This window comes from Lutispora thermophila DSM 19022, assembly GCF_900142105.1.
Taxonomy (GTDB): domain Bacteria; phylum Bacillota; class Clostridia; order Lutisporales; family Lutisporaceae; genus Lutispora; species Lutispora thermophila.
Map to the genome: position 1 here is coordinate 76,861 of NZ_FQZS01000003.1, position 13,676 is coordinate 90,536.

12 protein-coding genes are annotated in these 13,676 nt (G+C 37.3%); 9 read left to right on the forward strand and 3 right to left on the reverse strand.

What is annotated here, in order from left to right; all coding sequences use genetic code 11:
• The first annotated feature begins 35 nt into the window (after window positions 1-35).
• Window positions 36-1,143 (forward strand): peptide chain release factor 2 gene (gene prfB / locus BUB48_RS00425; RefSeq protein WP_139249851.1). Its coding sequence is split into 2 segments (ribosomal slippage): window positions 36-110 and window positions 112-1,143, totalling 1,107 coding nucleotides; the frame shifts between segments, so codons are not numbered across the junction.
• Between the two features lie 123 nt (window positions 1,144-1,266).
• A complete protein-coding gene (locus BUB48_RS00430) occupies window positions 1,267-3,246 on the forward strand; it encodes a methyl-accepting chemotaxis protein (RefSeq protein ID WP_073023381.1) in 1,980 nt (659 codons plus the stop codon).
• 20 nt (window positions 3,247-3,266) lie between these two features.
• On the opposite strand, the gene thrB is transcribed toward BUB48_RS00430, so the two are convergent.
• From thrB to BUB48_RS00445, 3 genes are read right to left on the reverse strand one after another with little or no spacing between them, the layout of a single operon-like run.
• A complete protein-coding gene (gene thrB / locus BUB48_RS00435) occupies window positions 3,267-4,121 on the reverse strand; it encodes a homoserine kinase (RefSeq protein ID WP_073023382.1) in 855 nt (284 codons plus the stop codon).
• A gap of 13 nt (window positions 4,122-4,134) precedes the next feature.
• A complete protein-coding gene (gene thrC, locus BUB48_RS00440) occupies window positions 4,135-5,178 on the reverse strand; it encodes a threonine synthase (protein WP_084524281.1) in 1,044 nt (347 codons plus the stop codon).
• A gap of 11 nt (window positions 5,179-5,189) precedes the next feature.
• Complete coding sequence (locus tag BUB48_RS00445) at window positions 5,190-5,630, reverse strand: ACT domain-containing protein (protein WP_073023384.1); 441 nt, start codon at window positions 5,628-5,630, stop codon at window positions 5,190-5,192.
• Window positions 5,631-5,858: 228 nt separating this feature from the next.
• Here BUB48_RS00445 and BUB48_RS00450 point away from each other — a divergent pair, with 228 nt between their 5' ends.
• The 7 genes from BUB48_RS00450 to BUB48_RS18275 all read left to right on the forward strand — a co-directional run bounded on the left by BUB48_RS00450 (window position 5,859) and on the right by BUB48_RS18275 (window position 13,651).
• A complete protein-coding gene (locus BUB48_RS00450) occupies window positions 5,859-6,869 on the forward strand; it encodes an asparaginase (RefSeq protein ID WP_073023386.1) in 1,011 nt (336 codons plus the stop codon).
• 249 nt (window positions 6,870-7,118) lie between these two features.
• Window positions 7,119-9,263, forward strand: coding sequence for a Tex family protein (locus BUB48_RS00455; RefSeq protein WP_073023388.1), 2,145 nt, complete (start codon window positions 7,119-7,121; stop codon window positions 9,261-9,263).
• Window positions 9,264-9,447: 184 nt separating this feature from the next.
• Window positions 9,448-9,981, forward strand: a complete 534-nt coding sequence (locus tag BUB48_RS00460) for a signal peptidase I (RefSeq protein WP_073023390.1) — start codon at window positions 9,448-9,450, stop codon at window positions 9,979-9,981.
• A gap of 221 nt (window positions 9,982-10,202) precedes the next feature.
• Complete coding sequence (locus BUB48_RS00465; RefSeq protein ID WP_073023392.1) at window positions 10,203-11,360, forward strand: amidohydrolase; 1,158 nt, start codon at window positions 10,203-10,205, stop codon at window positions 11,358-11,360.
• A gap of 164 nt (window positions 11,361-11,524) precedes the next feature.
• A complete protein-coding gene (locus BUB48_RS00470; protein WP_175548317.1) occupies window positions 11,525-12,769 on the forward strand; it encodes a sensor histidine kinase in 1,245 nt (414 codons plus the stop codon).
• A 6-nt stretch (window positions 12,770-12,775) separates the two neighbouring features.
• The gene (locus BUB48_RS00475; protein WP_207648296.1) at window positions 12,776-13,363 is read left to right on the forward strand and encodes a response regulator; all 588 of its coding nucleotides are present in this window, start codon (window positions 12,776-12,778) and stop codon (window positions 13,361-13,363) included.
• Between the two features lie 12 nt (window positions 13,364-13,375).
• Window positions 13,376-13,651, forward strand: a complete 276-nt coding sequence (locus BUB48_RS18275; protein WP_207648297.1) for a DNA-binding domain-containing protein — start codon at window positions 13,376-13,378, stop codon at window positions 13,649-13,651.
• Window positions 13,652-13,676 lie beyond the last annotated feature (25 nt).

The following is a 13,676-nucleotide window of genomic DNA, read 5'->3' on the forward strand; positions in this document are numbered from 1 at the left end:
TTTAGTGGTTTGAATTTCATAAAGGAGGTAAAGATATGATTGAACTTGATCAGTATAGACTTGAGCTGCCAGATTTGGAGGCGGCGATTCACGATATAGAGGTGTCTCTTTGACCCGGAGAGATTGAAGGAGAGATTGGAAGAGATCCATGCAAAGATGGAGCAGCAGGATTTTTGGGATGACTCAGAGAATGCTGCTAAGGTGCTTCAAGAATCAAAAAGGCTTGAAGAAAAAATTGATAGAATAGATAATCTTAAAAAAGCTTATGATGACCTGGTTGTACTTATGGATCTTTGCGAAGAAGAGGAAGATGCTTCTTTATTAGATGATATAAAAGAAGAGCTAAGGAAGCTTAAGAGGGACATTGATAAATTCACTGTAGAAACCTTGCTGACAGGAGAATATGATAAAAATAATGCCATTTTGTCAATACATGCAGGAGCAGGAGGAACAGAAGCTCAGGATTGGGCGGAAATGCTCCTTAGAATGTTTACAAGGTGGGCTGAGAGCAAGAGCTACAATATAACGGTTCTGGATATGTTGAAGGATACTGAAGCAGGTATTAAAAGTGCAACTCTCCTTATTGAAGGGGAAAATGCCTATGGCTATCTAAAGTCAGAGAAAGGTGTGCACCGGTTGGTTAGAATTTCACCCTTTGATACAGCTGGGAAGCGTCATACTTCCTTCGCCTCAGTGGATGTAATGCCTGAATTGGATAACAATGTTGAAATAGATATAAATCCTGATGATTTAAAGATTGACACATATAGATCAGGAGGAGCAGGAGGACAACATGTAAACAAAACTGATTCAGCAGTTAGAATTACCCATATACCAACGGGGGTAATAGTCCAATGCCAGAATGAAAGATCTCAGCATAGCAACAAGGAAATGGCAATGAAGATGCTCTATGCAAAGCTTTTAGAACTTAAAGAACAGGAGCAGAAGGAAAAAATAGAGGATCTTAAAGGAGAGTATAGAGAAATAGCCTGGGGTAGCCAGATTCGCTCCTATGTTTTTCACCCCTACAGCATGGTTAAGGATCATAGAACCGGAGAAGAGACAGGTAATGTATATGCAGTAATGGATGGAGAACTGGATAATTTCATAAATGCATATTTAAAGTGGAAAAAACAGACATAAGTCTGTTTTTTCTATGTATTTTTTAAAAAATTTGCTAAAATATAGGTATGTAATATATTTTTTATAAAATTAATATAATTTGTGTATTAAATTCCTATATGATATGGATTGGGGGAGAAACATTTGAAACATTTTAAATTGAAATTTAGGATCTGTATTATGGTCATAATTCTTACCATAGTACCTTTATTTGTTCAGCTTTCTATTTCGCTGAAAGATTCCACGGAAAATTTGACAACAAGTGTACAAGCCCTCAATGAATCGGTGAACAAAAATTATCTCGACAAGTTTGAAAGCTATATCAATCAGATAGCCAAAGTAATCGAGATTGTTCCTCAAACAGCAGATGTATTATTTCTTGAAGGTTATGAAAGAGAGAGAGTAATAAGAAAATTGGTTTCTTCTGATAATAGCATCAAGAGAGCTACATTAGCTGATGGAAACGGTATAATACTGTTCTCCACAGAGACATCTTTGAATGGTACTGATATTAGTGGGGAATTATGGTATAAAGAGGCCATGAAGGGAAACAAATATATTTCTAATTCCTTTGTGGATGAAAGATTACGCCTTCCAGTGTTCACCATATCCGTTCCTGTTTTGGATCAGTCATTGAGACCGGCAGGGGTTCTAAGCACTCAGATAGGGTTTGATTATATTCAATCCATATGCCAGAATATAAAAACAGGTGAGACAGGTTATACATACATTGTGGACAAGAATGGCGTTGTTCTAGCACATCCAAACTATAAAGAGATGGTTCTCAACAAGTATAATGCAGTGACCAACATGATAGAAGGTGCTGTTAACGTTGTAAAAGGAGAAAAGGGGACAAAAGAATATATAAACAGTAAGGGAAAAGAAGTAATTGGCACTTATGATATTATACCTACTACGGGCTGGGGTATTATTAGTGAGATAGAAATGTGGGAAATAATTAAGCCTATACAAAAGGAGAAAGCAAAATATGCTGCTATAGCCATAGGCTTTTTCATAATAGCAGCTATAGCCAGCTATTTACTGGCTGCGATGATAACCAAACCCCTTCTGGCAATGGCAAAGGTGGCGGGAGAATATCAAAGAGGAGTACTTTCAAACAGAATAATTGTTAAATCAAATGATGAGATAGGAAAGCTCCAAAGAGCTTTCAATGCAATGGCGGATTCGCTGGCGGAGATATTGGCAGAAGTAAATAAAGCAGTAGAGGAAGTTAATTTATTTTCCAGAGAACTAAGTGACGGAGCCAATATCAGTGCAGCCTCCATTGAGGAAATATCCGCTATAGTAGCCAATGTGGCAGAAGGAGCTTCAACTCAGTTGTCTTCTCTCGAAGAGACAAACAGAATTGCCAATGAAGTAGCTTTATCCGTGGATAGTGTCTCTATTAGCTCCAAAGAAGTTGCTGATTATGCTAGAGAAGCGGCGGAAAAAGCTCAGGAAGGATCGGACAATATTAAGATAGTAAATGAGAGAATGGATGTTATCAAATCCAATGTGGAAAACTCTGCTGCTTTGGTTGAAAGATTGGGTACTAAGTCTTCACAAGTAAGCAGTATTGTAAAGATTATACGTGAAATAGCAGAAAGAACTAATATGTTGGCTCTTAATGCGGCCATAGAAGCAGCAAGGGCAGGAGAAGCTGGAAAAGGATTTACTGTTGTAGCTGACGAGGTACGAAAGCTCGCAGACCAAACCAAGGAAGCCTCCATGGATATAGAAAAAGTCATAGAGGAAATCCAAAATGAAACCATGGATACAGTGAATGCTATGCATGAAGGATTAAAAGATGTGGAACATAGTGTGGAAGCTATAGAAAAAACCAATGGAGCCTTTGATAAAATCATCACTATGATAAAAATTGTATCAGAGAAATTCATCCAAGTGTCAGAAGCTGTTCACCAGTTGAAGGATGAAATGGATAAGATAAATGTTTCGTTGGAAAAGGTAAGACAGGTATCCATGGCTACATCTGAAGGAACCCAGAACATTCTGGCAGGAACAGAAGAACAGGCATCTGCTTTTCAACAGATAAATGAATCTGCTGCCCGACTCAATGAAATGGCAGAAGAATTGCAAAAAACAGTAAGTAGATTTAGATTGTAGGGACAGCTGTAAGACTGTTCCTACAATACTCTTACCCCTTCATTAGAGGCTTCTACAATCTTCAACGTCCAATTTCCTTTCATAATCTTCAAATGGTTCTTCATGGTCACTTCAAAATCTTTTTCATCTTTTGACAATATGGCAATGATGGTAGGCCCTGCTCCGCTCAGGAAACTGGCCAATGCTCCCAGGGATTGGGCTTTGTCAACTATATTATCAAATTCCGGCACAAGGCTTTTCCTATAAGGCTGATGGAGCTTGTCCCTACAAGCATACTTCAGCAGTTCAACATCTCCTGTTATCATGGCGGCAGTTAGCAATGATGCCCTTCCAATATTGAACACTCCGTCTTTGAAGGCTATTTCCTTAGGAAGGACTTCTCTTGCCTGAGCAGTAGGCAATGTATATTCAGGGTACATTACAGCATATTTGAACCCCTCATAAGCTTTCTGGCGGAAATACACAACTTTTTCTTCAGCCATGAAGGAAACCGTAAAACCTCCTAAGAAGGCTGGAACAATATTATCCGGATGACCTTCCATTTCGGTTCCAATTTTAATCAGTTCATCTATTGACATGTTGGCTCCAGACATGATATTTCCAGCTATACAGCCTACAGCTATACAAGCTGCGCTGCTGCCTAGACCTCTGCAAACAGGAATGCCTATTTGCTGATGAATATCGATTAAGGGCATGGGTTTGCCTGTTATATCAAAAATTCTTTTTACAGCTGAATATATCATGTTGTTTTTATCGGGAAAATTTCTATGTGACTCAGAAAATTTCACACGATTTTCAATGTCAAGAGCCAATCCGAGACAGTCAAAACCAGGTCCCAGATTGGCGGTGGTGGCTTTAACAGCTACTTCTATCATAACATCACCGCCTTTATGAAAGAACATCCATTAAATCATTTATATCAGCAGATATGTTTTTCAGGATTATATTTCTTTTCATGGCGGTATCCGGATCTTTGAGACCATTGCCTGTCAATATGCAGACCACTGTTTTGCCGGAAAGATCGTGGTTTTTAGCGTATTTTATAAGGCCTGCCAAGCTTGCACAAGAGGCTGGTTCTGCAAATATTCCCTCTCGGGAGGATAAAAGCCTATAGGCTTCCATAATCTCATCGTCGGTGACTTTGTCTATAGTACCTTGGGATTCCTGAAGTGCAGTGTTGGCTTTATCCCAAGAAGCAGGATTGCCTATTCTGATGGCAGTAGCAATGGTTTCCGGATTTTCTATAATTCTTCCTTCTACAATGGGTGCAGCTCCTGCAGCTTGAACACCCATCATCTTGGGAAGATTATCTATCACAATATTTGCCTTATACTCTTTGTAACCCTTCCAATAAGCAGATATGTTACCTGCATTTCCAACAGGCATAAATTGATAGTCTGGTGCCTTGCCCAAATCATCACATATTTCAAATGCTGCAGTTTTCTGCCCTTCCAGTCTGTAGGGGTTAATGGAGTTTACTATGGTTACGGGTAACCGTTTAGCAGCCTCCTTCACCAGATTAAGAGCCTGGTCAAAATTTCCCTTTACCTGTACAATATCCGCTCCATATACTATGGCTTGGGAAAGTTTTCCCATGGCTACTTTTCCTTCGGGAATCAACACTATACATCTTATTCCTGCTCTAGCTGAATAAGCCGCCGCTGATGCTGAAGTGTTGCCTGTAGAAGCACAGATTACATTTTTTGAACCATCGGCGACAGCCTTGGTTATAGCAGCAGTCATGCCCCTATCCTTAAAGGAACCTGTTGGATTCAGGCCTTCATATTTGAAATAAAGATTACAATTGCCTATAATATCCTTTAAACCATTAGACTTGATAAAAGGCGTGTTTCCTTCATTGAGAGTTATTATATTTTGGCAGTAAATATCTTTTAAATAATCTTTATATCTTTCTATTAAACCTTTATACAATTCAAGCACTCCTATTCCATAGCAATTATTTCTACTTTATTACATCCCTTTTTCTCAGACAAAAGCTTTACCAGTTGATCCGGAGCCACATCCATGTACTTTGTATCAATTGTTATTGTTAAGGATGCAACATCCATTACAGGTATATTCTGGTTTATGGTAAGGATATTGCCTCTCAACTCTGCTATGACATTGATGATATCAGAAAGAACTCCTGGTTCATGGCGCAATAACATGAACAGGTTGACTATCCTGCCTCTTTCCTGAGTGGTGTAATCAAACACCGTATCCTTATATTTATAAAAAGTGCTGCGGCTCAAGGACACCATTTCGCAAGCCTGTTGAATTGTCGTAGCTTCTCCCTTTTTCAATAGCCTTTTGGCATTAATAACTTTCTCGAACACATCAGGGAGTACGTTGGAGTGAACTATTAACATTCTATCAGCAGTCATCTTCATCACCTTTCTGTACGCTAATAAAATACATGTGTATACAATATGAGCATATTTTAGCACAAATTTCAGAAGATAGCAACAAAGAATAGCAACTGTCCTGGTTTACAAAAGACTACGGAGTATTACCCTAATACTAGCAACCTATAACTTACAACCAATGATTGAAAAAATTTTGAAAGAAATGTATATTATTAATGGATTAAAAATAGCAGGAGAGATGAAGTCATGTCAGAAGTGCTAGTAAAAGAAATAAGGGACCCGTTGGTTGAGAATGTTCATAGAGGAGATATTGTTGTCGTAAATGGTGAAGGAGAAAAGATTGCATTTCTGGGAGAGCCTGATAAGGTTGCATACATGCGTTCTGCCGCTAAGCCTTTTCAGGCATGTGCAGTTGTGGAAAGCGGAGCAATAGACTATTTTGGACTGACAGAGAGAGAACTTGCGGTAATCTGTGGGTCTCATTATGCTGAGGATTTTCATGTTTTGGCAGTGCTATCAATACTATATAAGATTGGATTGGATGAGAGGTATCTTCAATGTGAACCCACCTATTCGATAAATTCCAAAGTTACTATGGGCTATGTGAAAAAAGGTATTGAGAAGAAGAATGTATTTCACTGCTGCTCAGGTAAGCAGGCAGGCATGCTGGCTTTGGCTGCAAAAGAAGGATTTGATGCAAGGACTTATTTGGATATAAACAACCCTGTACAACAAAGGATATTGGATGTTGTTGCATATTTTACTGAAATGGATAGGGAAAAAGTAACAATAGGTATAGATGGATGCGGAGCTCCTGTCCATGGCATGCCCTTAATAAATATGGCCAAAGCCTATATGAAACTGGCAAACCCATCTCATGTGGAAGAAAAGTATGTTGGAGCCATAAGAAAGGTTGCAATGACTATGACCGGTTATCCTGAAATGATCGCAGGTACAGGAGCTTTCGATACTGAACTGATGAAAGTAACAAAAGGCAGATTGGTGGCTAAAATGGGATCAGACGGAGTATACTGTGTTGGAGCCATAAGAAAGGATATGGGCATAGCCATTAAGATGGAAGACGGAAATGTAAAAGTATTGCCTTCAGTAGTGCTTGAAACACTAAGACAGCTTGAACTGATAACCAATGATGAATTGCAAGAACTAAAACCATTCCATAAGGTTGATATAAAGAACAACAAAGGAGACAGAATAGGAGAAATCATACCGGATTTCAAGCTGGTATTAAACTACTAATAGACTTAAAGCTTGAAAAAACACTATAAATAATACTTAGTATTAATAGGTTTTAAAAGCCATCTTAGAAATATTTGCAACTGGAATATAAAATTTCTGTAATTCTTTAATAAATATGACTAATTAATAGTCAGCAAAATGTTATTATTTAAAAAAGACCATTTGGTGTATTTTAGTGGATTCTTTAGTGTGTTTTAGTGTTCTAAAAAGATCCTAAAGGAATCCCCCAAAGCAAAAAGGAGTGATATATTGGATATAGTAACCGCCCTGAGCCAGGAGTTAAATATAAAGCCATGGCAGGTAAAAAATACTATAGATCTTATAGATGCTGGTAATACCATACCTTTTATAGCAAGATACAGAAAGGAACAAACAGGAGAGCTATCAGACATCCAATTGAGAGAATTTGGAGAAAGGCTTCAATATCTTAGAAACTTGGAAAACAGAAAAGCAGAGGTCATAAAGCTAATAGATGAGCAAGGCAAGCTTACAGATGAGCTGAAAGCAAAGATAGAAGCTGCGAAAGTGCTACAGGAAGTTGAAGATTTATACAGACCCTATAGACCAAAAAAGAGGACCAGGGCTTCTATAGCAAAGGAAAAAGGTTTGGAACCTTTGGCAATGCTTATATATGAACAAAAAGAAAGCGACAGAAGTCTGGAAGAAATAGCTTCCGATTATATAAATGCGGAACTGGGAGTGGAAACCTGGGAAGATGCTGTGAAGGGTGCCATGGACATAATAGCAGAGGATATTTCTGATAATGCTGATTACAGAAAGTTCATAAGGGAACTTACTTTCAACTTTGGTATCATAGGTACTAAAGGCTTGACAGATGAAAAATCTGAATACCAGATGTATTATGATTTTGCTGAACCTGTAAAGAAGATACCTTCCCATAGAGTGTTGGCAATAAACAGAGGAGAAAAGGAAAAGATGCTTTCTGTCAAGATTGACGCACCTGTGGACAGAATTATAGCTAAACTGGAAGCAAACATATTAGTGAATAATTCACTCTATGATAATATACTGAAAGATACCATAAAGGACTCCTATGAAAGGCTTATAGCTCCATCCATAGAAAGAGAAATAAGAAATGAGTTGACAGAAAAAGCAGAAGACCAAGCAATCAAGGTTTTTGCTGCCAATTTAAAGAGCTTGCTCCTACAACCTCCTATTAAAGGGAAGAATGTTATGGGATTTGACCCTGCCTACAGAACCGGCTGTAAAATTGCAATTCTGGACGATACAGGGAAACTTTTGGATACTACCACCGTATATGCCACACCTCCACAGAACAAGATAGAAGAATCTAAGGAAGAGTTGAAGAAACTTATAGAGAAGTATAATGTAGAAATAATATCCCTTGGAAACGGTACAGCTTCAAGAGAATCGGAAAGATTATGTGCAGAAATAATTAAGGAAATGGATAGGCCACTTCATTATATTGTAGTCAATGAAGCAGGGGCTTCAGTATACTCTGCATCAGAGCTGGCGGCAAAAGAATATCCCGATGTGAATGTATCGCTAAGAGGAGCCATATCCATTGGCAGAAGGCTTCAGGATCCTTTAGCGGAATTGGTAAAGATAGATCCAAAATCAATAGGTGTAGGACAATATCAGCACGATGTATCCCAGAAAAAACTATCCGAAGCTCTAAATGCTGTTGTAGAAGATTGTGTAAACTCTGTAGGAGTTGATCTCAATACTGCCACGCCATCCTTGCTCCAATATGTGTCAGGCATAAACTCGGCAGTAGCTAAGAATATAGTTGCCTACAGAGAAGAAAACGGAAAGTTCAAAAACAGAAAAGAACTTTTGAAGGTAAAAAAGCTTGGAGAAAAAGTATTTGAGCAATGTGCAGGATTTTTGCGAATACCAGAATCAGACAACATATTGGACAATACGGCAGTGCATCCAGAATCCTATGATGCTGCAGAAAAACTATTAGTAAAATTAGGTTGCAATAACAAAGAAACAAAAGCCATAGCAGAGGCTTTGAACATGATTAAGTTGATGGATATGGAAAAACTGTCCCAAGAGATAGGAGTAGGAGTACCAACGCTTAAAGATATAATAAAGGAACTTCAAAAACCTGGCAGAGACCCTAGAGATGAAATGCCAAAGCCCATATTCCATACAGATGTGTTGGAGATGAAAGATCTGAAAACGGGTATGATACTTACGGGTACAGTTAGAAATGTCGCGGACTTCGGAGCATTTGTGGACATTGGAGTTCATCAGGATGGTCTGGTACACATATCTGGGTTGTCGGATAATTTCGTGAAGCATCCTATGGATGTGGTTCAAGTAGGAGATATAGTAAAGGTTAAGGTATTGGATGTAGATATGGATAGAAGCCGAATAAGCCTCAGTATGAAAGGAATTATATAGAAGGTTATTCATAACTATTACGTTGTTAAGAATCCTTAAATACTATTGACAACCCATCTACCTAAAGTATTGGAAATGGCAGGAGGATGGGTTGTTTTTTATATAAGTTTTTTATGTTTAGTTATATTTTACAAATCCTGTCCATACTAATTAATGTAGTACATTAATTAGTATGGAGGGAAAAATGGTTAGAAAGTGCACAAGCATACTTGTGGGATTTATTTTGTCAGCATTTATTATATCCATGCTTATCCTTAATATTTCTTCATACATTAATAGATCAAATCCAGAGTATATATCAAGCATAGGTCCATATAAGATAATGAAGGTGATTACAGGCAGTATGATCCCTGCTATTGATGTTGGTGATATTATAATTGCAAAAGAACCGGATATAGACAGCCTGAGGGTGGGTGACATTATAACATTCAGAATACCAGGTAATATTCTTGTTACTCATAGGATTGTTGATATAAGACAAGATGGCAGTTTCATTACTAAAGGAGACGCTAATCTTCAAGAGGATACAGGGATATGGGTAGGTGAAAGCAATATTGTGGGTAAATATGAGTTCAGGATACCTGGAGGAGCAAGTGTAATAGACTCTTTTAAAGATTATTGCGGACTTATACTATTCTTTATGTTGCTTTCATTTATTGTACCCAAAATGAATATAAAACAAATTATTTCTGCATTTTACAGCAAAACTAGTATGTAATACAAATATGGCTGCACATCATCATATCATTGATTAGGTTTATAGGGCCATTAAGGGCTGCTGGGTAATGCAGCAGTCTTTAATTATTCAAAAATCTTAGTTAATGTTTTTATAGAAAATATAAAATCAGTATGATAAATTATAAATAACATAATCCAATAATGTACGGTGAAGTTGTAGACTTATAACATAAAATAAAAAAACATATAGGGGGTTAAAACATGATACTTATAAAAAACGGTACAGTACTTACAATGGCTGATAAGAACTATGAAAGAGGAAGCGTGTTAGTTGATAAAGGCAAGATAATTGCTGTAGGAGAGGAAGTTGAGGTGCCGGCAGATGCCATGGTAATAGATGCCGAAGGCAAAATAGTTATGCCGGGCATGATCGATGCCCACTGCCATCTAGGCATGTGGGAAGATTCCATAGGATTTGAAGGTGCTGATGGCAACGAGATGACAGATCCCGTAACACCTCATCTGAGAGCCATAGATGGTATAAATCCTATGGATAGAACCTTTGAAGAAGCTAGAGAAGGTGGCATTACGACAGTATGTACCGGTCCCGGTAGCGCCAATGTAATTGGAGGCACCTTTACCATCATCAAAACCTATGGAAAAAGAATCGATGATATGATTGTCAGAGATCCTGCGGCTATGAAAGTGGCCTTTGGCGAAAATCCAAAGAGAGTATATAACGAGAGAAAGCAGATGCCTACTACAAGAATGGCTACAGCGGCCATATTAAGGGAGCAGCTCATGAAAGCCAAAGCTTATAAGGAAAAGTTGGATAAAGCGAAGGAAGACCCTGATAAGAAGCCGGATTTTGACATGAAGATGGAAGCTTTGCTGAAGGTTATAAATAGGGAAATACCTCTTAAAGCCCATGCCCACAGAGCAGATGATGTTTTCACGGCCATAAGGATTGCTAACGAGTTTGATGTGGATATAACATTAGATCACTGCACAGAGGGGCACCTTATAGCAGATGAGCTGGCAAAAGAGGGAAAACCCGTCATCAGTGGTCCTCATTTCACAGAAAGGTCCAAGCCGGAATTGAAGAACAAAACCTATGAGTCTCCTGTTGCTCTTTGGAATGCAGGAGTAAAATTCTGCATTATGACGGATCATCCTGTAATACCCATACAACATCTGCCCATCTGTGCCGGTCTTGTAGCTAAGGAAGGCTTGGATGAAATGGAAGCATTAAAAGCCATAACTCTTTATCCTGCAGAAATACTGAAAATAGATGACAGGGTAGGCAGCATTGAAGTAGGTAAGGATGCAGATATAGTAATATTTGATGGGCATCCCTTCAATGCAACGTCCAAGACAGAAGTTGTGCTGATAAACGGCCAAGTAGTATATAGAAGATAGATTAATGCAAAAGGCTGTTTCAGAAGTATTTTCTGTACAGCCTTTTGTTTTGCAATTTTAGTGAATAATATTATAAGATATTTAAAGGAAGCTTTCGAAAAGACTGTGGAATATAGAAAACAGAATATGTTATGTGGCCGGTTTGCAGGGAGGTGAAGAGCATTATGAAGAGGTTAAAGAGTTATTTGCTACCTGTTATATGTGTTACCCTATTTGGAGAAATATATTTTTATCCTTTTAGTAGCAGTTTCAGATTTTCAGCAGGAATAATTGTTTTAAATTTAATAATTTTAATCCTAGATGATTTATCCGAGTTCATGATGGCTTTCCTATCCGGCATATCAGTTTTTTTTATCAGAAGTTTAATTGATATAGTTTTGAAGAAAGGCACCCTACAATATATATACTTGGAAAACTTTCCTTCAGCCATATATTATATGTTATATGGAACATTGGCAGTGTTACTATCAATTAAGAAGTATAAAGATAAAATTCTAGTGGGTATATTGCTTCTTTCAATTGTAGACTCTCTAAGCAATATTATTGAAGCTTTGATCCGAGATAGGCTTTTAAGTTTCAATATGGTGCAGATAATCATACTGGTAGGCTTGGCTAGAAGCATAACAGCATATATAATATACATTATGTACAAGAATCAAGAACTTTTTATACAAAAGAGAGAGCATCAAAAGAGATACAGCCAGCTTAATCTTTTAGTTTCCGATATTCAGGCTGAAATGTTTTATCTCAAGAAATCCATGGCTGACATAGAAAAAGTCATGAGTAAAAGTTATAAATTATATGAAAAATATAAAGAAGATAAGGAATTGCAGGAAGACACTTTAGATATAGCACGGGAAGTTCATGAGATTAAAAAGGATTACAATAGAGTATTGGGAGGATTTGAAAGTTTCCTTAAAAAATTTGAAACCAATGACTTAATGACTATAATAGACATTAAAGACATAATAGAAGAGAATACTAATAGATACTTAGATTCAAAGGGACTTATAAATAATATACATATAGAGTTTGATTTTAAAGATAAATTTTCGTTAAGCAAATATTATAGTCTGTTTACAATCTTAAATAATCTTATTGTTAACGCATTGGATGCCTGTGGTTCAAAGGGAAAAGTAAAAGTTTTGGAAATCAGCGATAAAGACAATATATATTTCCATGTGGAGGACAATGGCATTGGAATAGAAGAAGAAATACTTCCATATATATTCAATCCTGGTTTTACTACAAAATACTACCCTGATACAGGCAAGGCTTCTACAGGTATAGGACTTTCTCATGTTAAGAATATTGTAGAGGAACTAGGTGGAAGTATTGTGGTAGACTCAAAACCTGGTCAGGGCACATTATTTACTGTAGTTTTGCCAAAAAATTCATTGTTAGGGTGATGTTTTATGCAAAACACTTTTCTCATAATAGATGATGATATTAATATAAGGAAGATGCTTGCTCATATTATTTTAAAAAATGATCTGGGGAGAGTTGTGGCTGAGTTGGATAGTGGCTTGGATGCAGAGAGGGAAATACTATTTTATAATCCTGATGTGGTGCTGATTGATTTGCTTTTGCCTGTGAAAGATGGCATAGAGATAATCCAAAAAGCCAAGGATGAGGGTTATAAGGGCAAATTTATTATGATATCCCAGGTTGAAGATGAGCGCATGATTTCCAAGGCATATGAAAATGGTATAGTATTTTTTATTGGGAAGCCCATAAATTTAGTGGAAGCTGTAAATGTTATCAAAGGGGTTTGCCACAGTATTGAGTTGGAAAAGTCTGTTGAGTTGATAAAAAGCGCTGTAGTGGGATTAGGTGGCAGTGCTGTTGTAATCAAGGATAAACCCAGCGTAAATGATGAGATAAACAGAATCTTTGCTGATATAGGCATAATCAGCGAGTCAGGAGTGAAGGATTTAACAAGCCTCATAAAAAAAGTTATAGAATTCAAAAAGCAATATGGAAACCAGCAGTATCAGCTTTAGGATTTATATCGCATGATTGCTGAAGAACTTGGTATAAAAGATGATTCTGTTGGGGCAAAGGCAATAGAGCAGCGCATAAGAAGGATTATACTAAAAGCCCTACAAAATATTGCAGCTTTAGGATATGATGATTTTTACAGTAGCAAGTTTGTGGAATACAGCACCATACTGTTTGATTTCAAACAGGTTAAGCAGGAAATGCGATATTTGGAAAATCCCAAAGAAGAAAGAGGAAAGATAAATATAAAAAAATTCGTTGAAGGAGTAATAAGCAAACTAAATATTTAGACAATTGAAGCCCATCATGCAATAT